This window comes from Pseudomonas akapageensis, assembly GCF_011355085.1.
In the GTDB taxonomy this organism is placed as follows: Bacteria; Pseudomonadota; Gammaproteobacteria; order Pseudomonadales; family Pseudomonadaceae; genus Aquipseudomonas; species Aquipseudomonas akapageensis.
Genome location: NZ_VXCP01000003.1, coordinates 17,927 through 39,566 on the forward strand (window position 1 = coordinate 17,927; position 21,640 = coordinate 39,566).

Annotated in this window: 18 protein-coding genes; 14 read left to right on the forward strand and 4 right to left on the reverse strand. The window is 61.1% G+C overall.

Annotation, left to right across the window (positions count from 1 at the left end; translation table 11 throughout):
• The first annotated feature begins 4 nt into the window (after nt 1–4).
• From gcvH to F2S13_RS04320, 6 genes are all read left to right on the forward strand, one after another.
• Nucleotides 5–388 carry a glycine cleavage system protein GcvH gene (gcvH, locus tag F2S13_RS04295; protein ID WP_166359231.1) on the forward strand — a complete coding sequence of 128 codons (384 nt, stop codon included), beginning with the start codon at nt 5–7 and terminating at the stop codon, nt 386–388.
• 9 nt (nt 389–397) lie between these two features.
• Entirely contained in the window at nt 398–3,262 is a 2,865-nt protein-coding gene (gene gcvP, locus F2S13_RS04300; RefSeq protein ID WP_166359232.1) for an aminomethyl-transferring glycine dehydrogenase, read from the forward strand.
• 159 nt (nt 3,263–3,421) lie between these two features.
• A complete protein-coding gene (locus tag F2S13_RS04305) occupies nt 3,422–4,798 on the forward strand; it encodes an L-serine ammonia-lyase (RefSeq protein ID WP_166359233.1) in 1,377 nt (458 codons plus the stop codon).
• A gap of 9 nt (nt 4,799–4,807) precedes the next feature.
• Nucleotides 4,808–5,932, forward strand: coding sequence for a glycine cleavage system aminomethyltransferase GcvT (gene gcvT / locus F2S13_RS04310; RefSeq protein WP_166359234.1), 1,125 nt, complete (start codon nt 4,808–4,810; stop codon nt 5,930–5,932).
• A gap of 386 nt (nt 5,933–6,318) precedes the next feature.
• A complete protein-coding gene (locus F2S13_RS04315) occupies nt 6,319–6,531 on the forward strand; it encodes a cold-shock protein (protein ID WP_007934683.1) in 213 nt (70 codons plus the stop codon).
• A 104-nt stretch (nt 6,532–6,635) separates the two neighbouring features.
• On the forward strand, nt 6,636–7,124 hold the full coding sequence (locus tag F2S13_RS04320) for an RDD family protein (protein ID WP_166359235.1): 489 nt from the start codon (nt 6,636–6,638) through the stop codon (nt 7,122–7,124).
• Nucleotides 7,125–7,166: 42 nt separating this feature from the next.
• Here F2S13_RS04320 and lptG read toward each other — a convergent pair whose 3' ends face one another.
• Together lptG and lptF are read right to left on the reverse strand one after the other, a co-directional pair.
• Nucleotides 7,167–8,228 carry an LPS export ABC transporter permease LptG gene (gene lptG, locus F2S13_RS04325; protein WP_166359236.1) on the reverse strand — a complete coding sequence of 354 codons (1,062 nt, stop codon included), beginning with the start codon at nt 8,226–8,228 and terminating at the stop codon, nt 7,167–7,169.
• Nucleotides 8,221–9,336 carry an LPS export ABC transporter permease LptF gene (gene lptF / locus F2S13_RS04330; protein WP_166359237.1) on the reverse strand — a complete coding sequence of 372 codons (1,116 nt, stop codon included), beginning with the start codon at nt 9,334–9,336 and terminating at the stop codon, nt 8,221–8,223. The genes lptG and lptF overlap by 8 nt, the downstream gene beginning before the upstream one ends.
• Before the next feature lie 299 nt (nt 9,337–9,635).
• Here lptF and F2S13_RS04335 point away from each other — a divergent pair, with 299 nt between their 5' ends.
• From F2S13_RS04335 to rlmF, 5 genes are all read left to right on the forward strand, one after another.
• A complete protein-coding gene (locus tag F2S13_RS04335; RefSeq protein ID WP_166359238.1) occupies nt 9,636–11,126 on the forward strand; it encodes a leucyl aminopeptidase in 1,491 nt (496 codons plus the stop codon).
• A gap of 54 nt (nt 11,127–11,180) precedes the next feature.
• Nucleotides 11,181–11,609, forward strand: coding sequence for a DNA polymerase III subunit chi (locus F2S13_RS04340; RefSeq protein WP_166359239.1), 429 nt, complete (start codon nt 11,181–11,183; stop codon nt 11,607–11,609).
• A gap of 7 nt (nt 11,610–11,616) precedes the next feature.
• Nucleotides 11,617–12,003: a DNA polymerase III subunit chi gene (locus tag F2S13_RS04345; protein ID WP_166359240.1), complete on the forward strand. Its 387-nt coding sequence runs from the start codon at nt 11,617–11,619 to the stop codon at nt 12,001–12,003.
• 202 nt (nt 12,004–12,205) lie between these two features.
• Entirely contained in the window at nt 12,206–15,052 is a 2,847-nt protein-coding gene (locus tag F2S13_RS04350; RefSeq protein ID WP_166359241.1) for a valine--tRNA ligase, read from the forward strand.
• Between the two features lie 108 nt (nt 15,053–15,160).
• Nucleotides 15,161–16,120, forward strand: a complete 960-nt coding sequence (gene rlmF, locus F2S13_RS04355) for a 23S rRNA (adenine(1618)-N(6))-methyltransferase RlmF (protein WP_178118978.1) — start codon at nt 15,161–15,163, stop codon at nt 16,118–16,120.
• A gap of 51 nt (nt 16,121–16,171) precedes the next feature.
• On the opposite strand, the gene F2S13_RS04360 is transcribed toward rlmF, so the two are convergent.
• Nucleotides 16,172–16,453 (reverse strand): HU family DNA-binding protein, encoded by a 282-nt coding sequence (locus F2S13_RS04360; RefSeq protein ID WP_166359242.1) that lies wholly within the window; start codon nt 16,451–16,453, stop codon nt 16,172–16,174.
• A 398-nt stretch (nt 16,454–16,851) separates the two neighbouring features.
• Here F2S13_RS04360 and yejK point away from each other — a divergent pair, with 398 nt between their 5' ends.
• From yejK to bglX, 3 genes are all read left to right on the forward strand, one after another.
• A complete protein-coding gene (yejK, locus tag F2S13_RS04365; RefSeq protein WP_166359243.1) occupies nt 16,852–17,859 on the forward strand; it encodes a nucleoid-associated protein YejK in 1,008 nt (335 codons plus the stop codon).
• A gap of 4 nt (nt 17,860–17,863) precedes the next feature.
• Complete coding sequence (locus F2S13_RS04370; protein WP_166359244.1) at nt 17,864–18,214, forward strand: glutaredoxin family protein; 351 nt, start codon at nt 17,864–17,866, stop codon at nt 18,212–18,214.
• A 121-nt stretch (nt 18,215–18,335) separates the two neighbouring features.
• Entirely contained in the window at nt 18,336–20,648 is a 2,313-nt protein-coding gene (gene bglX, locus F2S13_RS04375) for a beta-glucosidase BglX (protein ID WP_166359245.1), read from the forward strand.
• Here bglX and F2S13_RS04380 read toward each other — a convergent pair whose 3' ends face one another.
• Nucleotides 20,649–21,584 carry a glutathione S-transferase family protein gene (locus F2S13_RS04380; RefSeq protein ID WP_166359246.1) on the reverse strand — a complete coding sequence of 312 codons (936 nt, stop codon included), beginning with the start codon at nt 21,582–21,584 and terminating at the stop codon, nt 20,649–20,651.
• Between the last annotated feature and the right edge of the window lie 56 nt (nt 21,585–21,640).

Consider the following 21,640-nt stretch of genomic DNA (forward strand, 5'->3'; position numbering starts at 1 on the left):
TTCCATGAGCGAGTTGCGTTTTACTGAAGACCACGAATGGCTGCGCGCCGAAGCTGACGGCAGTGTGACTGTCGGCATCACCGCTTTTGCGCAAAACGCACTGGGCGATGTGGTCTTTGTGCAGCTCCCGGAGCTTCAAAACTATGACAAGGGCGCTGAAGCAGCGACCGTTGAATCAGTTAAAGCTGCCAGCGGTGTCTACATGCCACTGGACGGGGAAGTGATCGAAGTGAACCCCGCTCTCGATAGCAGCCCTGAACTGGTCAACGAAGACCCGCTGGGCGAAGGCTGGTTCTTCCGCTTCATCCCGGCAGATGCCGCCGCTGTAGCCCAACTGCTCGATCAGGACGCCTACGACCGTCTGATCAAAGCCAACGCCGACGCCTGAGGAACCACCATGACCCACTCGATCAACCTCAGCACCGACAACGAATTCATCGCCCGCCACATCGGCCCACGCCAGGCAGATGAGCAAAGCATGCTCGCCTCCCTGGGCTTCGACTCCCTTGAAGCACTCAGCGCCAGCGTGATCCCGGACAGCATCAAGGGCACCAGCGTGCTCGACATGCCGGCCGGCCAGAGCGAAGCCGATGCCCTGGCGGCCATCAAGGCCATCGCCAGCCAGAACCAGCTGTTCAAGACCTACATCGGCCAGGGCTACTACAACACCCACACGCCGGCGCCGATTCTGCGCAACCTGCTCGAAAACCCGGCCTGGTACACCGCCTACACCCCGTACCAGCCAGAAATTTCCCAGGGCCGCCTGGAAGCCCTGCTGAACTTCCAGACCCTGATCAGCGACCTGACCGGCCTGCCAATCGCCAACGCCTCCCTGCTCGACGAAGCTACCGCCGCTGCCGAAGCCATGACCTTCTGCAAACGCCTGAGCAAGAACAAGGGCAGCCACGCCTTCTTCGCCTCCAGCCATTGCCACCCGCAAACCCTGGACGTGCTGCGCACCCGTGCCGAGCCACTGGGCATTGAGGTCGTGGTAGGCGATGAGCGCGAACTGACCGATGTCAGCGCTTTCTTCGGCGCCCTGTTGCAATACCCGGCCAGCAATGGCGATCTGTTCGACTACCGCGAGCTGGTCGAGCGTTTCCACGCGGCCAACGCTCTGGTGGCCGTCGCCGCCGACCTGCTGGCCCTGACCCTGCTGACCCCGCCAGGCGAGTTCGGTGCCGACGTCGCTATCGGCAGCGCCCAGCGTTTTGGCGTGCCGCTGGGCTTCGGTGGCCCGCATGCCGCCTACTTCTCCACCCGCGAAGCGTTCAAGCGCGACATGCCGGGCCGCCTGGTCGGCATGTCCATCGACCGCTTCGGCAAGCCGGCCCTGCGCCTGGCCATGCAAACCCGCGAACAACACATCCGTCGCGAGAAGGCCACCAGCAACATCTGCACCGCGCAGGTGCTGCTGGCCAACATCGCCAGCATGTACGCGGTCTACCACGGTCCGCAGGGCCTGCAGCAGATCGCCCGGCGCACCCACCAGCTGACCGCGATCCTGGCCAAGGGCCTGGTCACCCTGGGCGTGACCGTCGAGCAGGAACACTTCTTCGACACCCTGACCCTGAGCACCGGCAGCGCCACCGCCGAACTGCATGCCAAGGCCCGTGGCCAGCAGCTCAACCTGCGTGAAATCGACGCCCAGCGCCTGGGTCTGTCCCTGGACGAAACCAGCCGCCAGGCCGATGTGGAAACCCTGTGGCAGTTGTTTGCAGCGCAAGGCCAGGCCCTGCCTGACTTCGCCGCCCTGGCCGCCAGCGTTGAATCGCGTATTCCGCAAACATTGGTACGCGGCTCGGCCATCCTCAGCCACCCGGTGTTCAACCGTTATCACTCCGAAACCGAGCTGATGCGCTACCTGCGCCGTCTGGCCGACAAGGACCTGGCGCTGGACCGCACCATGATCCCGCTGGGCTCGTGCACCATGAAGCTCAACGCCGCCAGCGAAATGATCCCGGTGACCTGGGCCGAGTTCGGCAACCTGCACCCGTTCGCACCCGCCGAGCAGAGCAAAGGCTATCAACTGTTGACCGACGAGCTGGAAGCGATGCTCTGCGCCGCCACCGGCTACGACGCCGTGTCGCTGCAACCCAACGCCGGCTCCCAGGGTGAATACGCAGGCCTGCTGGCCATCCGTGCCTATCACCAGAGCCGTGGCGATGATCGTCGCGACATCTGCCTGATCCCGTCCTCGGCTCACGGCACCAACCCTGCGACCGCGCACATGGCCGGCATGCGTGTGGTCGTGACCGCCTGCGACGCCCGTGGCAACGTCGACATCGAAGACCTGCGCGCCAAGGCCATAGAGCACCGCGAACACCTCGCCGCACTGATGATCACCTACCCGTCGACCCACGGCGTGTTCGAGGAAGGCATCCGCGAAATCTGCGCGATCATCCATGACAACGGTGGCCAGGTGTACATCGACGGCGCCAACATGAACGCCATGGTCGGCCTCTGTGCGCCGGGCAAGTTCGGTGGCGACGTGTCGCACCTGAACCTGCACAAGACCTTCTGCATCCCCCACGGCGGTGGCGGCCCGGGCGTCGGCCCGATCGGCGTCAAGGCACACCTGGCGCAGTTCCTGCCTGGCCACGGCCACATGGAGCGCAAGGAAGGCGCGGTCTGCGCGGCACCGTTCGGCAGCGCCAGCATCCTGCCGATCACCTGGATGTACATCCGCATGATGGGCGGCGAAGGCCTCAAGCGTGCCTCGCAGCTGGCAATCCTCAATGCCAACTACATCGCACGCCGCCTGGAAGAACACTTCCCGGTCCTGTACTCGGGCAGCAATGGCCTGGTTGCACACGAGTGCATCCTCGACCTGCGCCCGCTCAAGGAAACCAGCGGCATCAGCGTCGACGACGTGGCCAAGCGCCTCATCGACTTCGGCTTCCACGCCCCGACCATGTCCTTCCCGGTGGCCGGCACGCTGATGATCGAACCGACCGAAAGCGAGTCCAAGCAGGAACTGGATCGTTTCTGCGACGCGATGATCTGCATCCGCGAAGAAATTCGCGCCGTGGAAAATGGCACCCTGAACAAGGACGACAACCCGCTGAAGAACGCTCCGCACACTGCAGCGGAACTGACCGGCGAGTGGGCTCACCCCTACAGCCGCGAACAGGCGGTGTTCCCGCTGGCGTCCTTGATCGAAGGCAAGTACTGGCCGCCGGTCGGTCGCGTCGACAACGTGTTCGGCGACCGCAACCTGGTGTGTGCTTGCCCGTCGATCGAGAACTATCAGGACGTCTGAGTCGCTCGGGCTACTAAACTGTATTGACTGGTAGGCCGTCATCGCTGGCAAGCCAGCTCCCACAGTGGACTGTGTTGCACATGGATCCCCTGTGGGAGCTGGCTTGCCAGCGATCTGCCGCAAAGCGGCAGCAAACAAAAAAGAAACCGGAGAACAACCATGTCTTTAAGTGTGTTCGACCTGTTCAAAATCGGCATCGGCCCCTCCAGCTCCCATACCGTCGGTCCGATGCGCGCCGCTGCGCGTTTCGTCGAAGGCTTGCGCCGAGAAGGGCTGCTGGCCGCTACCACCTGCGTCAAAGTCGAGCTCTACGGCTCGCTCGGCGCCACCGGCAAGGGCCACGGCAGTGACAAGGCCGTTCTTCTGGGCCTTGAAGGTGCACACCCCGATACCGTGAATACCGAGACCATTGCCGAACGCCTGCAGGAAATCCGCAGCAGCGGGCGCTTGAATCTGCTCGGTGAACACAGCATTGAATTCAATGAAAAACTCCATCTGGCGATGATCCGCAAACCGCTGGCGTATCACCCCAACGGCATGATCTTTCGCGCCTTCGACGCCGCCGGCCTGCAGATCCGCAGCCGCGAATACTATTCGGTGGGTGGCGGTTTCGTGGTCGATGAAGACGCAGCCGGCGCCGACCGTATCGTCGAAGACAGCACGCCGCTGACCTTCCCCTTCAAAAGCGCCAAGGACCTGCTCGGCCACTGCGCCACCTATGGCCTCTCCATCAGCCAGGTGATGCTGACCAACGAAAGCGCCTGGCGCCCCGAAGCCGAAACCCGCGCGGGCCTGTTGAAAATCTGGCAAGTGATGCAGGACTGCGTCGCCGCCGGTTGCCGCAACGAGGGCATTCTACCTGGCGGTTTGAAGGTCAAGCGCCGTGCTCCGGCCCTGCACCGGCAACTGTGCCAGCACCCCGAAGCCGCGCTGCGCGATGCACTGTCGGTACTCGACTGGGTCAATCTGTACGCCCTGGCCGTGAACGAAGAAAACGCCAGCGGCGGGCGCGTGGTCACGGCACCGACCAACGGCGCAGCCGGGATAGTCCCGGCGGTACTGCACTACTACATGCGCTTTATTTCGGGCGCCAACGAAGACGGCGTGGTGCGTTTCCTGCTCACCGCCGCCGCCATCGGCATCCTCTATAAGGAAAACGCCTCGATCTCCGGCGCCGAAGTCGGCTGCCAGGGTGAAGTCGGCGTGGCCTGCTCGATGGCTGCCGGTGCCTTGTGCGAAGTACTCGGCGGCACGGTTCAACAGGTTGAGAACGCCGCCGAAATCGGCATGGAACACAACCTCGGGCTGACCTGCGACCCGATCGGCGGGCTGGTCCAGGTGCCCTGCATCGAACGCAACGCCATGGGCTCGGTCAAGGCCATCAATGCCGTGCGCATGGCCCTGCGCGGGGACGGCCAGCACTTCGTCTCCCTCGACAAGGTCATCCGCACCATGCGCCAGACCGGCGCCGACATGAAAAGCAAATACAAGGAGACCGCCCGTGGCGGTCTGGCCGTCAACATCATCGAATGCTAGGAGTCATGCATGTCCACCGAACAACTGCTGCAAACCCCGCTCCACGCCCTGCACCTGGAACTGGGCGCGCGCATGGTACCTTTCGCCGGTTACGACATGCCGGTCCAGTACCCCTTGGGCGTGATGAAAGAACACCTGCACACCCGCGAACAGGCCGGCCTGTTCGACGTCTCGCACATGGGTCAGATCCGCCTGGTCGGCGCAAACGCCGCCAAGGCCCTGGAGGCCCTGGTGCCGGTCGATATCATCGATCTGCCGGTGGGCATGCAGCGCTATGCAATGTTCACTAATGATCAAGGCGGCATTCTCGACGATCTGATGGTCGCCAACCTGGGCAACGACGAGTTGTTCCTGGTGGTCAATGCCGCCTGCAAGGACCAGGACCTGGCGCACCTGCGCAAGCACCTGGGCGACCAGTGCACGGTCCAGCCGCTGTTCGAAGAACGCGCCCTGCTCGCCCTGCAAGGCCCAGCCGCAGTGAAAGTGCTGGAACGCCTGGCACCGGAAGTTGCGAAGATGACCTTCATGCAATTTGCCAGCGTGAAGTTGCTCGGCGTCGACTGCTATGTGAGCCGCTCCGGGTACACCGGCGAAGACGGCTTTGAAATTTCCGTACCGGCCGCCAGCACCGAAGCCCTGGCCCGCCGCCTGCTGGCCGAACCGGAAGTGGCCGCGATCGGCCTTGGCGCTCGCGACTCGCTGCGTCTGGAAGCCGGCCTGTGCCTGTATGGCCACGACATGAATACCGAAACCTCACCGATTGAGGCGAGCTTGCTCTGGGCCATCTCCAAGGCTCGCCGGGCCGACGGCGCCCGAGCTGGTGGTTTCCCCGGTGCGGCGACTGTCTTCAACCAGCAACAGCAAGGCGTGGCACGCAAACGCGTCGGCCTGCTGCCACAGGAACGCACGCCGGTACGTGAAGATGCCGATATCGTCGATGAAGCGGGCACCACCATCGGCCGCGTCTGCAGCGGTGGATTCGGCCCGACACTGGGTGGCCCGGTCGCCATGGGTTACCTGGATGCCGCACACACGGCCCTGGATACCCCGGTCTGGGCCATCGTGCGTGGCAAGCGTGTGGCAATGAAGGTGAGCAAAATGCCGTTCGTGCCTCAGCGCTACTACCGCGGTTGATTCCGAAAACCCACCGTGGCGATGGCCACGAGAAGCGCGTTTGCTCTCATGTCATCGCCACGAAAAGGTTTGCGAGTTTCGTTATCGAAATCGCTTTGTAACAAGTCGAACACAGCTGAAAAAACCAGCTGGAATGAGCATGGAAAAAAAGCCTCAAAACGGGCCTAAAAGGTAGAAAACCAGCGGTCTTCAGGGGTTGTTTTTGTTCCCGGAGTTAGCGTAGAGTTTCCTCACTGTGTTTGCATGGGTCGCTATGGTTCGTGACCTGGGCAGTAGCTAAGATTTGCTACAACCCGTTCTGCGTCTCTTACTTTCCTGCAACCCAGCCCAGTACTCTTTCAGTTGAAAGAAGCTGTCACTAATTCTAAGTTCCAAGGAAATAAGCTATGTCGCAACGTCAGAGCGGTACCGTCAAGTGGTTTAACGACGAGAAAGGTTTTGGTTTTATCACTCCAGAAAGCGGTCCGGATCTGTTCGTGCATTTCCGCGCTATTCAGGGCAACGGCTTCAAGAGCCTGAAAGAAGGTCAGAAAGTGACTTTCGTTGCAGTGCAAGGCCAAAAAGGCATGCAAGCTGACGAAGTTCAAGCCGAAGGCTGATTCGTCCCCCACAAAAAAGCCCCTGCTGGCAACAGCAGGGGCTTTTTTGTGCCTGCGATTCCGTAGAATAGGCGTTTTTTAACTGCACGGAGTGCTGCCCCGCCATGCCGAAACACCTGTTGCGTCCCCAGGGCGACTTCCCTCCCGTGGGCCTGGGCCGTCGCCTGGCGGCGATGTTCTACGACTTCCTGCTCTGCACTGCGCTGCTGATGGTCACCACCCTGATCTACAAGCTGATCATGATGGCGTTCATCGGTGAAGCCCGCTTGCGCGAACTCTCCGAGGCTGGCGCGCTGGATGGCGACCCGCTGCTGTCGACGATCCTGTTGTTCGTGCTGTTTGCCTTCTTCGCCAAGTTCTGGACCCACGCCGGGCAGACACTGGGCATGCAGGTGTGGGGCGTACGCGTGCAGAACGTCGACGGCAGCGCCATCAGCCTGTGGCAGGCCCTGCTGCGCTTTATCGTCTCTATTGCGTCCTGGCTGTGCCTGGGGCTGGGGTTTTTCTGGGTGTTGATCGACAAGAAGAAGCGCAGCTGGCATGACATCTATTCAGATAGTCAGCTGGTACGGATTCCGAAGAAAACCAAATAAAAAAAGCCGACCCAAGGGTCGGCTTTTTTTATGGACGAAGGTTCAACCCGCCCGACGCAGTAACCACACCCCAATCAGGGCACAGACCCCGGCCGGCACCGCCACTGCCAGCAGCGGCGAGAAACCGAATACCTGACTCGATGGCCCCAGCAGATCCTGGACGATGCGGAACACGAAGCCCACCAGCACACCGGTGAACACGCGCTGACCCAGAGTCACCGAGCGCAGCGGGCCGAAGATGAAGGAAATTGCCATCAACACCAGCGCTACCGTCACCAACGGCTGCAGGACCTTGGTCCAGAAAGCCAGCCAGTAACGGTCATTGTTCAAGTCCTGATCAGACAGGTAGTTGATGTAGGTCCACAGCCCCGAGATCGACAGGGATTCAGGCGCAACCACGACGGTGCTCAGCAACTCCGGCGTCAGCGCCACGTCCCAGCGTTCTTCCGGCATCTTGATGACTTCAGTGCTATCTCCACGGAAATGGGTGGTGGTCACGTCGGTCATATTCCAGTGATCAGTCTCATACTGGGCCGTGCGCGTAAAGCTGGACGTCAGCATATGGCGCTCGCCGTCAAAGCGATAGCGCGTGACACCGTACAGCAGGCCATTGGGTTGCACAGAGTTGATATGCACGTACTCGTCGCCCTGACGGTGCCAGACGCCGCGCTTGGACGTTTGCGCTTCACCTCCACCCTGCGCCAGCGAGCGTGCTGCCTGGGCCTGGTTCTCGGTTTGCGGCGCCACATACTCGCCAATCAGCACCCCGGCCAGCATCAGCAGCAGCATCGGCTTCATCACCGCCCAGACAATGCGGCCAACCGAAACCCCGGCCGAGCGCATGATGGTCAGTTCACTGTGACTGGCCAGGCTGCCCAGGCCGATCAGGCAACCGATCAGGGCGGCCATCGGCAGCATGTCGTACAAGCGCCGAGGCACGGTCATCAATACGTAGCTGCCGGCATCCCACAACGTGTAGGTATCACTGACGTCGCTCATCTCATCAATGAAGGCAAACAACGACGCCAACCCCAGAATGACCCCCAACACTCCGAGGATCGCCACGAGGACGCTGCTGCCGATGTAACGATCAATCTTACCCACGGGCCACCTCCGCACGGCGGCTGGCACGCTTGAGCTTCATCGGCTCCCAGAGCATCAACCCCAGGCCGATGCACAGGAACAACCCGTGGACCCACCACAGGCCCGGCCCGATCGGCAATTTGCCTTTATCCACCGCGCCACGCACGGAGATCAATATCGTCAGGTAAGCCATATACAGAAGAATCGCCGGTAGCAACTTGAGGAAACGGCCCTGGCGCGGGTTGACCCGCGACAGCGGTACCGCCATCAGGGTCACGATGAAGACCAGCAGCGGCAACGACAGGCGCCACTGCAGTTCGGATTTCTCGCGCAGGGTCGTGCCGCTCAGCAGCGCGGAAGTCGGGATGGCTTCCCGCTCGGTGATGTCTTCGCTGACTTCAGGCTTGGGTAGCAATACGCCATAGGTGTCGTACTTGATAGCACGGTAATCGGCCTGGCCAGGATTGCCATCGTAGCGATAGCCGTTATCCAGGATCAGGTAACGATTGCCGTCGGGGTGGATTTCCTGCCGGCCTTTCTCTGCCACCAACACCGTGATGCCACGATCCTTGCTTTGATCGTCGGGCAATTTCTTCTCGGAAATGAACACCCCGGCCAAGCGCGCGCGGTCTTCGGACAATTGCTCGGTATAAGTGACCCGCGTGCCGTCGCGCAGGGTCTGGAAGCGCCCCGGCACCAGCGTGTCGAACTCGGTCATTGCATCCTGCTGGTTGATGATCTGTGCCACCCGGGCCACGCCTTGCGGGGCCAGGCTCAAGCTCAGCCACGCCACCAGCAGGGCCACGATGACCGCCGGGAACATCGTCATGGCCAGCAGCCGCCGCTGGCTCATGCCGGTGGCCGCAAGCACGGTCATCTCGCTTTCCAGGTACAACCGTCCGTACGCCAGCAGAATCCCGAGAAACAGCCCCAGCGGCAGAATCAGTTGCAGGAATCCGGGCAGACGAAAGCCCATGATGAGGAACAGCACGCTTGGATCGAGTGCGCCTTGCGCCGCTTGGGCCAGGTATTTGATGAAGCGCCCGCTCATGATGATTACCAGCAACACAGCGCTGACAGCGCTCAAGGTAACCATGACCTCGCGGGAAAGATAACGGAAGACGATCAAACCAGACACTCCAGGGTTGTCAGGCTCAGGGGGCCAAACAAGTAAAACATAGCAGCCGCGAAAGTTGCCGGCGCGTGGGCACGAGCCACCGAAAAAGTCGGCGCATTATCCTGTGATTGAACGTGCCTGTCACTTGGCACTCTCATGGCATTGCAACAGGCTGCATCACAGGGTTGTCAGCCTCGGCAACTAAGGCTCAAACTGACAGCTTTACCGCTGGCGCGTCACCACGACGCCAGGCTGTTTCACTCGCATCAATAGACCGTGCGAAAACTGACAGTTCATTCGGGGACCCGGAAATGGAATTGGTTGTAAAAAGCGTAGCCGCAGAAACGTTGAAAACCGCTACCCTGGTGGTCGCAGTCGGCGAAGGCCGAAAGCTCGGCACCACAGCCGGCAAGCTGGATGAAGTCAGCGGCGGTGCGATCAGCGCCGTGCTCAAGCGCGGCGACCTGACCGGCAAGGCCGGCCAGACCCTGCTGCTGCACAGTCTGCCGAACCTCAAGGCCGAGCGTGTGCTGCTGGTCGGCACCGGCAAGGACGCAGAACTGGGCGACCGCGCCTTTCGCAAACTCGCCGCCAGCGCTCTGAACGCGCTCAACGGCCTGGGCGGCAGCGATGCGGTACTGGCCCTGGACGAATTGACCGTCAAAGGCCGCGAAACCTATGGCAAGTCGCGCCTGCTGGCCGAAACCCTGCTGGACGGCGGATATGTATTCGATCGTTTCAAAAGCCAGAAAGCCGACCAACGCGCCCTGAAAAAGATCACCCTGCTGACCACCAAGGCCAACCAGGCCGACGTCGAGCGCGCCATCGCGCACGCCCGGGCGATCACCAAAGGCATGAAGTTCACCCGCGATCTGGGCAACCTGCCGCCGAACATCTGCCACCCGAGCTTCCTCGCCGAGCAGGCCAAGGACCTGGGCAAGGCTAACAAAAACCTCAAGGTCGACGTCCTCGACGAGAAAAAGCTCAAGGAACTGGGCATGGGCGCCTTCCTGGCCGTGGGCCAGGGTAGCGCACAGCCACCACGACTGATCGTGCTCAACTACCAGGGCGGCAAAAAATCCGAGAAGCCGTTCGTGCTGGTTGGCAAGGGCATCACCTTCGACACTGGCGGCATCAGCCTCAAACCGGGTGCCGGCATGGATGAAATGAAGTACGACATGTGCGGCGCCGCCAGCGTGCTCGGCACCCTCACCGCCGTGCTCGAACTGCAGCTGCCGGTCAACCTGGTGTGCCTGCTGGCCTGCGCCGAAAACATGCCAAGCGGCAATGCCACTCGCCCGGGCGACATTGTCAGCACCATGAGCGGCCAGACCGTGGAGATCCTCAACACCGACGCCGAAGGCCGCCTGGTGCTGTGCGACACCCTGACCTACGCCGCCCGCTTCAAGCCCCAGGCCGTGATCGACATCGCCACCCTGACCGGCGCCTGCGTAGTTGCTTTGGGTGGCCACGCCACAGGCCTGATGGGCAACGACGAGGCCCTGGCCGAGCAACTGCTCAGCGCAGGCAAGCGCGCCGACGACCGCGCCTGGCAGCTTCCGCTGTTCGACGAATACCAGGAGCAACTGGACAGCCCGTTTGCCGACATCGCCAACATCGGCGGGCCGAAAGCCGGCGCCATCACCGCAGGTTGCTTCCTGTCGCGCTTCACCAAGGATTACCAGTGGGCGCACCTGGACATCGCCGGCACGGCCTGGCTCAGCGGCGGCAAGGACAAGGGCGCCACCGGCCGTCCGGTGCCCCTGTTGACCCAGTACCTGCTCGATCGCGCCAACGCCTGAAACTGATCGATCCGGCTGCGTCGCCACAAGGCGCAGCCGGGTTGCGGAAGGGATATGACCAAAGTCGATTTCTACATTCTCCCCAGCGCATCGCCCTCGGCGCGCCTGGATTTCGCCTGCAAGCTCACGGAAAAAGCCTGGCGCCTGGGGCACCGCGTCTACTTGCATTGCAGTGATGCCGCCCAGCGCGACGAACTCGATGCCCGCCTGTGGAGTTTCAAGGGCGAGAGTTTCATCCCGCACAGCATCGCCGAAGACGATCCCCAAGCCTCGATCGCCCTGGGTCTTGGCCCGGATGCAGGTTCGCATCAGGATCTGCTGGTGAACCTCGACCTGAGCGTCCCACCCTTCTTCAAGCACTTTGCCCGCGTGGCCGAAGTGGTGGTCGAAGACGCCGCGATCCGTCAGGCTGCACGGGAGAGTTTCCGTTTCTACCGTGAACAGGGCTATCCTCTGCAAGATCACCGCCTCCAGCGACTCTGAGTTCAAGATGGACAATCCCAAAACTTCAACCAAGCCCGTGCAACTGCTGGACGACCTCGAGTCGATCCGCCAACTGCTCGGCGATGACACCCTGCAACCGCCGCTGCTGACCGAAACGGTCGAAGGCAGCGACCAGATTCCCATGCTGTTCGAGCAGATCGACGAACCGGTAGTCACGGCGCCAGCGCCGCCACCACCGCCGAAGGTCGAAGCTCAGCCAGACCCGCAGGCCAAGCGCCAGGAAACCCTGCTGCACCTGGATGTCGAACTGCGCGCTGCGGCACAATTGATCATGCAAGACGTGATCGACGATTTCGCACCGCATATCGAGAACGAGGTCAAGCGGCGGCTGGATGCGCGGCTGGATTGGTTGTTGAGCCACTATCCGGAGTAGTCAGCGGCCCTTTGGGCCGCATCGCTGGCAAGCCAGCTCCCACAGAGTTCACCGCAGACCTCTGTGGGAGCTGGCTTGCCAGCGATGAGGCCAGTAGCTACAACATTTATCCCACCTGCCATCACCTCGCTCTACGCCCCGCGCCTCTTCCCCGTTATACTTGTCGGCTTTCCTGAATAAATGCCATAGGGTCCCGCCGCGCATGGATAAGACCTACCAGCCGCACGCCATTGAAACTTCCTGGTACCAGACCTGGGAGTCCGAGAATTATTTCGCCCCGCAAGGCGCGGGCGACTCGTACACCATCATGATCCCGCCGCCGAACGTTACCGGCAGCCTGCACATGGGCCATGGTTTCAACAACGCGATCATGGACGCCCTGATCCGTTTCCGCCGCATGCAGGGCCGCAACACCCTGTGGCAACCAGGCACCGACCACGCCGGTATCGCCACGCAGATGCTGGTAGAACGCCAGCTCGAAGCGCAGGGCCAGAACCGCCACGACCTGGGCCGGGAAAAATTCCTCGAAAAGGTCTGGGAATGGAAGGAGCAGTCCGGCGGCAACATCAGCCGGCAGATCCGTCGCCTGGGCTCGTCGGTGGACTGGAGCCGCGAGCGCTTCACCATGGACGACGGCCTGTCGGAAGCGGTCAAGGAAGCCTTCGTGCGCCTGCACGAAGACGGCCTGATCTACCGCGGCAAGCGCCTGGTCAACTGGGACACCAAGCTGCACACAGCAATTTCCGACCTTGAAGTGGAGAACCACGACGAGAAAGGCAACCTGTGGAACCTGCGCTACCCGCTGGCCGATGGCGTCAAGACCGCAGAAGGTCATGACTACCTGATCGTCGCCACCACCCGTCCGGAAACCATGCTCGGCGACGCCGCCGTGGCCGTGAACCCGGAAGACGAGCGCTACAAGGCCCTGATCGGCAAGTTCGTCGAGCTGCCGCTGGTCGGCCGCCGCATCCCGATCATTGCCGACGACTACTGCGATCCTGAATTCGGCACCGGCTGCGTGAAAATCACGCCAGCCCACGACTTCAACGACTACGAAGTCGGCAAACGCCACAACCTGCCGCTGATCAACATCTTCGACAAGAATGCCAACGTGTTGGCTGCCGCCCAGGTGTTCAACCTCGACGGCACCCTCAACGAACAGGTCGATGGCACCCTGCCAGCTGATTACGCGGGCCTGGACCGCTTCCAGGCGCGCCGCGAAATCGTCGCAGCCTTCGAAGAGGCCGGCCTGCTGGTCAGCGTCGACGACCACGCCCTGAAAGTGCCGAAAGGCGACCGCTCCGGCACCATCATCGAGCCGTGGCTGACCGACCAGTGGTACGTCTCTACCAAGCCGCTGGCCGAACCTGCCATCGCCGCCGTGGAAGATGGCCGCATCCAGTTCGTGCCCAAGCAATACGAAAACATGTACTTCTCCTGGATGCGTGACATCCAGGACTGGTGCATCAGCCGACAGCTGTGGTGGGGCCACCGGATTCCGGCCTGGTACGACGAATCGGGCAAAGTCTACGTCGGCCGCGACGAGGCCGAAGTGCGCGCCAAGCACAACCTGGGCCCGGACGTTGCGCTGCAACAGGACAACGACGTACTCGACACCTGGTTCAGCTCGGGCCTGTGGACCTTCTCCACCCTGGGCTGGCCGCAGCAGACCGACTTCCTCAAGACGTTCCACTCCACCGACGTACTGGTCACCGGCTTCGACATCATCTTCTTCTGGGTCGCCCGGATGATCATGCTCACCATGCACCTGGTGAAAAACGAAGACGGCACCCCGCAAGTACCGTTCAAGACCGTCTACGTCCATGGCCTGGTGCGTGACGGCCAGGGCCAGAAGATGTCCAAGTCCAAAGGCAACGTCCTGGACCCTCTGGACATCATCGACGGCATCGAGCTTGAAGAGCTGGTGCAAAAACGCACCACCGGCCTGATGCAGCCGCAACTGGCCAAGAAGATCGAAAAGCAGACCCGTCAGGAGTTCGCCGAAGGTATCGCCAGCTACGGCACCGATGCCCTGCGCTTCACCTTCTGCTCGCTGGCATCCACCGGTCGCGACATCAAGTTCGACATGGGCCGCGTCGAAGGCTATCGCAACTTCTGCAACAAGATCTGGAACGCCGCCCGTTACGTGCTGGACAAGGGCGACGACTGCGGCCAGAACGGCGAAGCCTACGAGCTGTCGCTGGCCGACCGCTGGATCATTTCGCAGCTGCAGCGCACCGAAGCCGAAGTGACCCGTCAACTGGATCAGTTCCGTTTCGACCTGGCCTCCCAGGCGCTCTACGAGTTCATCTGGAACCAGTACTGCGACTGGTACCTGGAGCTGTCCAAGCCGGTACTGTGGGACGAGAACGCACCGATCGAGCGTCAGCGCGGCACCCGTCGCACCCTCGTGCGCGTACTGGAAGTGGCCCTGCGCCTGGCGCACCCGTTCATGCCGTTCATCACCGAAGAGATCTGGCAGCGCCTGGCGCCGCTGGTCGGTGCCGAAGGCAAGACCATCATGCTGCAACCATGGCCTGTGGCCGTCGAAGCACGCATTGACGCAGCCGCCGAAGACGACATCGAATGGCTCAAGGGCCTGATGCTGGGCGTGCGCAACATCCGCGGCGAAATGAACATCGGCCCGGGCAAGCCTCTGCAGCTGTTCCTCAAGAACGCCAGCAGCGAAGACCAGCGTCGCCTGAGCGAAAACGAAGTCCTGCTCAAGAAGCTGGCCAAACTCGAGTCGATCACCGTGCTGGCCGAAGGCGCCGAAGCGCCGCTGAGCGCCACTGCGCTGGTCGGTGAGATGGAAGTGCTGGTACCCATGGCCGGCCTGATCGACAAGAACGCCGAACTGGCTCGCCTGGACAAGGAAATCCAGCGCCTGCAAGGCGAAGTGCAACGCGTGGGCGGCAAGCTGTCCAACGCAGCCTTCGTCGACAAGGCACCGGCGGAGGTCATCGACAAGGAACGGGCCAAACTGGCCGAGGCCGAACAGGCCCTGGGCAAACTGGCCGAGCAGCATGCGCGGATTGCCAGTCTGTAATCCTCGTACGCTTCAGTAACGCCATCGCGGGCAAGCCCGCTCCCACAGGGTCAAACATTCCCTCCTGTGGGAGCGGGCTTGCCCGCGATGCTTTTTACCGGACACATCATGCCCACGCCTAGCAAACCCACCCTACACCCCCGCAACCGCCACCAAGGCCGTTACGACTTCCCCCAGCTGATCAAAAGCAGCCCGGAACTGGGCCAGTACGTGATCATCAACCCCTACGGCAAGGAAAGCATCGACTTCGCCAACCCGGCAGCGGTCAAGGTTTTCAACCGCGCCCTGCTCAAGGCTCTGTACGGAATCAACCACTGGGACATTCCGGCCGACTACCTGTGCCCGCCCATTCCGGGCCGCGCCGACTACCTGCACTTTCTCGCCGACCTGCTCGCCGAGTACAACGCAGGCACGATCCCCCGTGGCGCCGCCGTGCGGGCGCTGGACGTCGGCGTGGGTGCCAACTGCATCTACCCCCTGCTCGGCCATAGCGACTACCGCTGGCAGTTCCTGGGCTCGGACATCGACACCACGGCGCTGGCCTCGGCCAAGGCCATCGTCCAGGCCAACGGCTTGAGCAAAGCCATCAGCCTGCGCCAGCAAGCCAACCGCAAGCACATCCTGCTCGGCCTGCTGCAAAGCGACGAACGCTTCGACGTGACGCTGTGCAACCCGCCCTTCCATTCGTCGCTCGATGAAGCCACCCGAGGCAGCCAGCGCAAGTGGCGGGCACTGGGCAAGGCCGACCCCAAACGCAAGCTGCCGGTATTGAACTTTGGTGGCCAGGGCAACGAGCTCTGGTGCGAGGGCGGCGAGATTCGCTTCGTCAACCAACTGATCAGCGAAAGCGTGCAACTGGGCCAGCAAGTGTTCTGGTTCAGTACCCTGGTGTCCAAGGCCTCCAACCTGCCGGGCATTCAGGCGGCCCTGAAAAAGGCCGGGGCACTGGAAACCCGCGTCGTGGAGATGGGCCAGGGGCAAAAGCAAAGCCGCTTCGTGGCCTGGACCTTCCTCGACAAGACGGGGCAGCAAACCTGGCGGCAACAACGCTGGGTGAAACAGGCATAAAAAAACCGCGCCTGACGTGAGCCAGGCGCGGTTCTTGACGCTGTTTACAAATTACTTGTTTACAGAGTCGGTCAGCACTTTAGCTGGCACGAATTTGACGACTTTCTTTGCAGCGATTTCGATGGCAGCGCCAGTCGAAGGGTTGCGGCCGGTGCGGGCAGGGCGCTCAGTGATTTTCAGCTTGCCGATACCTGGCAGAGTGATTTCACCGCCATTTTCCAGCTGATCAGCAACGATCTGGCCCAATTGATCAAGAGCGTTACGCGCGGTGGTTTTCGGCGCGTCGATAGCTTCAGCGATATCGGCGATCAGTTGGTCTTTGGTAATTGCCATGGTGGTGTTCCTTCCCTATCAAATTCATTTGGTTTGCAGAGTGCTGCGTCGGCCATCGAACCAGCCCTCGGCGCTCTGGTTACAGCGACGCCAATCGCGAATGTAGATGCTGAAAAACGCGTTTGGTTCGACCTGACAGCAGCTAACTGCGAGCTATACACCTTTGTAAGGCGCTAGACGGCGCAAAACTACCATACAGACAGATAAATATCCGCCATAACCTGGCCATTTGTTCAGGTTTATCGGGGGTTTGGGCAAAAAATGACCGAAATACGCTCCAGCAGCCCCCTCCTGTAACACCATGACACAGCCTGAAGGCCCAGCTGGGTTACACTTGGCGACTTTGCAGCGCGGCACAACCACTAGCCGCCATCACCCTTTTTCACACCGAGAAGCCCATGCCGATCCGTCATTGCATCGTCCACCTGATCGACAAGAAACCCGATGGCACCCCTGCAGTGCTGCACGCCCGCGATTCGGAGCTCGCCGAGTCCCAGGCCATCGAGAACCTGCTGGCCGATCTCAACGACAGCTACAACGCCAAACAAGGCAAGGCCTGGGGTCTGTTTCACGCCGAATCCGGTGCCCATCCGTTCAGCGGCTGGCTCAAGGAATACCTGGAGGGTGGCCAGAACTTCACCGCCTTCAGCCGCGTGGCGGTCGAGCATCTGCAAAAGCTGATGGAAGAGTCCAACCTGTCGACCGGCGGCCATGTGCTGTTCGCCCACTACCAGCAAGGCATGACCGACTACCTGGCCATCGCCCTGCTGCACCACAGCGAAGGCGTGGCGGTAAACGCCGAACTGGATGTGACCCCGTCCCGCCACCTGGACCTGGGCCAACTGCACCTGGCCGCACGGATCAACATCTCCGAGTGGCAAAACAACAAGCAATCGAAGCAATACATCTCCTTCATCAAGGGCAAGAACGGCAAGAAAGTCTCGGAATACTTCCGCGACTTCATCGGTTGCCAGGAAGGCGTCGACGGCCCGGGCGAAACCCGTACCCTGCTCAAGGCCTTCAGCGACTTCGTAGAAAGCGAAGACCTGCCCGAAGAAGCCGCCCGCGAGAAAACCCAGGCATTGGTCGACTACGCCACCGGCCAGACCAAAATGGGCGAGCCCGTGGCCCTGGAAGAACTCTCCGGCCTGATCGACGAAGACCGTCCACGAGCCTTCTACGACCACATCCGCAACAAGGACTATGGGCTTTCGCCAGAAATCCCGGCCGACAAACGCACCCTGAACCAGTTCCGCCGTTTCACCGGTCGGGCCGAGGGCTTGTCGATCAGCTTCGAAGCACATTTGCTGGGCTCCAAGATCGAGTACGACGAAGAAGCCGGCACCCTGATCATCAAGGGTTTGCCAACCCAATTGACCGATCAGCTCAAGCGCCGCAAGGACTGAGGCGATGCTGCATAACGTCCTGAAGAAGTTCCTGCTGATCCTGCTGGTGGTGGTCGTCTACCAGCACTGGGGCAAGATCGAACACTTCTTCAACCCGCCCCCGGCAACAGCGAGGCACAGCCAGAGCAACGCCCGGGTCGTGCTGTACTCCACCGAGTGGTGTGGCTACTGCAAACTGACCCGGCGCTTTCTCGATCAGCAGGGCATTGCCTTCAGCGAAGTCGATATCGAAAAGGACGTGGAAGGACGCAAGACCTATGTAGCGCTGGGCGGAGGCGGCATTCCGATGCTGGATGTGAACGGCACCTTCATTCGCGGGTACAACCCTGAAGCGATCCTGGAAGCGCTCAAATAACCCTCCCTGCCTCGTTGTTCCCGACAAACGGTAGTAAAAAGGGTGAAAACCTGTCATTTCTGACAGTAGCCCGCCTGCGCTGATACCCCCATCCTTGGCTTAGGGACGACAGGGGGTAACCATGGATGGTTTCAATCGATCATGTGTATTGGCACTCCTGGCAAGCCTGCACGGCACTTGCGTGTCTGCAGCCCCCCACCCTGCTCTTCCAGTCGACAAAACGGCCTTTATCAACCAACTGCTCGAGCAGATGACTCCGGAAGAAAAAGTCGGGCAGTTGCGTCAGCGCTTCACCAGTTCTGAAATGCCCGAACCCGAAGTACTGCAGACCATTGCAGCAGGCAACACTGGAGCGATGTTCGGTGCAGCGGGTCGCGCAGTACTGCGCACCCTGCAAGATGCAGCGGTCAAACACAGTCGCTTGAAAATCCCTCTGTTTTTCAGCTACGACGTTATCCATGGCCACAGGACCATTTTCCCCATCAGCCTCGGGCTGGCCTCCAGCTGGGACATGGACGCTATCGCCTTGAGCGGTCGTATTGCGGCCAAAGAAGCCAGTTCCGATGGGATGGACATGACGTTTGCGCCCATGGTCGATATCAGCCGTGACCCACGGTGGGGGCGGATTTCGGAAGGCTTCGGCGAGGACACCTACCTGGTTTCCCGGATCGCCGGGGTAATGACCAAGGCATTTCAAGGCGAGTCTCCGAGCTCACCCGACAGCATCATGGCCTGCGTCAAGCACTTCGCATTGTACGGGGCCGTCGAAGGCGGTCGCGATTACAACAGCATCGACATGAGCATGGTCCGCATGTACCAGGACTATCTGCCCCCTTACCGCGCAGCCATCGATGCGGGCGCGGGCTCACTGATGACAGCCTTGACCACGCTCAACGGTGTGCCAGCGACCGCCAATACCTGGCTGTTGCAGGACCTGCTGCGCAGGGACTGGGGTTTCAAGGGGCTGACGCTCAGCGATCATGGCGCTGTTGCCGAATTGATTGAACATGGCGTTGCCCGCGATGGCCAGGATGCGGCCAGGTTAGCCATTCGCGCCGGTATCAACATGAGCATGAGCGATACCTACTACGGGCAAGCGCTGCCTGGGCTGCTAAGGTCCGGAGAAGTATCCGAACAAGCCCTCGACAATGCCGTGCGCCATGTATTGAACGCCAAATATGACATGGGCCTGTTCGACGACCCTTACCGACGCATCGGCATGGCCAGTGACGACCCGACCGATGCCCATGCCGAAAGCCGATTACACAGGGCGCAAGCCCGAGAAGTGGCGCGCAAGACGCTGGTATTGCTGAAAAACCGCGACCACACCTTGCCTTTGAAGAAGCAAGGCACCATCGCTCTGATTGGCCCCCTGGCCAAAAACCCAGTGGATATTCTCGGCAGCTGGCATGCCCTCGGTCAGGCCTCTCAGTCAGTGACTGTCTATGACGGGTTGAAAAATGCCTTGGGCAACACGGCCACCCTCCTCTACGCGAAAGGGGCGAATATTACCGAGGACAAATCCAGCTTCGACAGACTGGCCGATGGCAAAATCGATATCGACTCGCGCTCGTTTATGCAAATGCGAGAGGAAGCGCTCAAGATTGCCTGGCGATCCGATGTCATCGTTGCGGTGCTCGGTGAGTCGCGCGGCATGTCCCACGAAGGCGCAAGCCGGACCAACCTCAATCTGCCGGGTCGCCAGAGCGAACTGCTCAGCGCATTGAAAGCCACTGGCAAACCCTTGGTACTGGTAGTGATGAACGGACGCCCACTCACGATTGGGGGAGAACACGACCTTGCAGACGCCGTACTGGAAACCTGGTTCAGCGGCACCGAAGGCGGCAATGCCATTGCCGATGTGCTCGTGGGCGACTACAACCCCTCAGGCAAGTTGCCAATTACCTTCCCTCGCTCGGTGGGGCAGATTCCCACTTACTACAACCACCTGAACACGGGGCGGCCGCTCACAGCGGGTGAGTCAGCCCTTTATAAATCGCAGTACTTCGACCTGCTTGATAGCCCGTTGTATCCATTCGGATACGGGCTTAGCTACACCGATTTCAGCCTGTCGGACATCACGCTATCGACACAACGGCTGATGACGGATGAGTCGCTGGACGCCAGTGTCACTGTTAAAAACACTGGAGCCCGCGACGGTGAAACGGTTGTACAGCTTTATATCCAGGATATCTCGGCGTCAATCAGCAGGCCTGTCAAGGAACTGAAAGGCTTTCAGAAAATCATGCTCAAAGCCGGTGAAGAACGCACCCTTCATTTCACCGTCAATGAGCAGGATTTGAAGTTCTACAACTCATCCCTTGAGTACGCCGCAGAACCCGGTGAGTTCAACCTGCAAATCGGCCTGGACTCACAAAACGTCAAGCAGCAACGCTTCGAATGGCAATGCGACTTGTGTGACACGGCCATATGATCAGCGCGCGTCTATCTTGAAACCAAACCGCGGGAAGTGCACATGCACTACCCCCGCACGCTCATCCTCACGACGCAGAATAAGTTCCTCGACCCCGGCAAACACCAACTCCCCTTCCACCGGGTCCACGCCATAATCGGTCGCGGCAATCGACACCCGATCACCCGTTCTGAAACCATTGGGTTCGTTGAAGGCTTCCTCCGGCAATGGCGCTGGCAGCGTATCGCGTGCAATCGCCAGCGCCTCCTCGCTGCTGAGCTCGCTGTAGGCACCATGACCAAAACCCAGCACTCGCCCGAGCCATGCATGCACCGCCGGATAGGCGTCCACCAGCGGCGCCGTCACCGGCGTGCCCTTGAGGAACCATAACGGGTGGGCCATGGCGAAGTCGGCAATCGACGGCTCGCCGAACAGGTAATCGCCCTCCTCGCGCTGCAGTTGTTGCTCCAGGCGCGCCATGATCGTCGGCCATTGGTGCCTGGCCTGTTCGGCTGACAGGCGTTGTGAGCTGCCGCTACTGAACAGCGCCTTGCGGTCTTCGATAAATGCCTTGACCGCTTCGGGTGGCAGACGGGCAAAGCGCACTGCCACCGATTCGGGTTGGAACACCAGGCTCACTGCATGCTGGAACACCACCGAATCGGCCCAGGCAGCGAAGATGGCGGCGGTCATTTCCTGGCCTTCGGGAAACAGCGCAGGCAAGGCTTTTTCCTGATCCAGGCGGCGCGCGATCAGGGCGGTGTCGCAATAGATGTCGGCGCCCACCTGCAGCACCGGCGTCTTGCGATAGCCGCCGGTCAACGCTGTCAGGTCGGGCTTGGGCATGACCGGCGAGATCAGGACTGAACGCCACGACGCCCCCTTGAAGCCCAGCATCAGGCGGGCTTTTTCGGCAAAGGGTGAGGTGGGGTAATGGTGCAGGATCAGATCGGTCATCTAGGGCTCCGCCACAGGAAGGACAAGCCTTGAGCTTACCCTTGGCCCGTGCAGAA

Excerpts from the sequence above, each read along its gene's own strand:
- gcvH (WP_166359231.1), top strand. The coding sequence starts at position 5 with ATGAGCGAGTTGCGTTTTACTGAAGACCACGAATGGCTGCGCGCCGAA.
- gcvP (WP_166359232.1), top strand. The coding sequence starts at position 398 with ATGACCCACTCGATCAACCTCAGCACCGACAACGAATTCATCGCCCGC.
- F2S13_RS04305 (WP_166359233.1), top strand. The coding sequence starts at position 3,422 with ATGTCTTTAAGTGTGTTCGACCTGTTCAAAATCGGCATCGGCCCCTCC.
- gcvT (WP_166359234.1), top strand. The coding sequence starts at position 4,808 with ATGTCCACCGAACAACTGCTGCAAACCCCGCTCCACGCCCTGCACCTG.
- F2S13_RS04315 (WP_007934683.1), top strand. The coding sequence starts at position 6,319 with ATGTCGCAACGTCAGAGCGGTACCGTCAAGTGGTTTAACGACGAGAAA.
- F2S13_RS04320 (WP_166359235.1), top strand. The coding sequence starts at position 6,636 with ATGCCGAAACACCTGTTGCGTCCCCAGGGCGACTTCCCTCCCGTGGGC.
- F2S13_RS04335 (WP_166359238.1), top strand. The coding sequence starts at position 9,636 with ATGGAATTGGTTGTAAAAAGCGTAGCCGCAGAAACGTTGAAAACCGCT.
- F2S13_RS04340 (WP_166359239.1), top strand. The coding sequence starts at position 11,181 with ATGACCAAAGTCGATTTCTACATTCTCCCCAGCGCATCGCCCTCGGCG.
- F2S13_RS04345 (WP_166359240.1), top strand. The coding sequence starts at position 11,617 with ATGGACAATCCCAAAACTTCAACCAAGCCCGTGCAACTGCTGGACGAC.
- F2S13_RS04350 (WP_166359241.1), top strand. The coding sequence starts at position 12,206 with ATGGATAAGACCTACCAGCCGCACGCCATTGAAACTTCCTGGTACCAG.
- rlmF (WP_178118978.1), top strand. The coding sequence starts at position 15,161 with ATGCCCACGCCTAGCAAACCCACCCTACACCCCCGCAACCGCCACCAA.
- F2S13_RS04360 (WP_166359242.1), bottom strand. The coding sequence starts at position 16,453 with ATGGCAATTACCAAAGACCAACTGATCGCCGATATCGCTGAAGCTATC.
- yejK (WP_166359243.1), top strand. The coding sequence starts at position 16,852 with ATGCCGATCCGTCATTGCATCGTCCACCTGATCGACAAGAAACCCGAT.
- F2S13_RS04370 (WP_166359244.1), top strand. The coding sequence starts at position 17,864 with ATGCTGCATAACGTCCTGAAGAAGTTCCTGCTGATCCTGCTGGTGGTG.
- bglX (WP_166359245.1), top strand. The coding sequence starts at position 18,336 with ATGGATGGTTTCAATCGATCATGTGTATTGGCACTCCTGGCAAGCCTG.
- F2S13_RS04380 (WP_166359246.1), bottom strand. The coding sequence starts at position 21,584 with ATGACCGATCTGATCCTGCACCATTACCCCACCTCACCCTTTGCCGAA.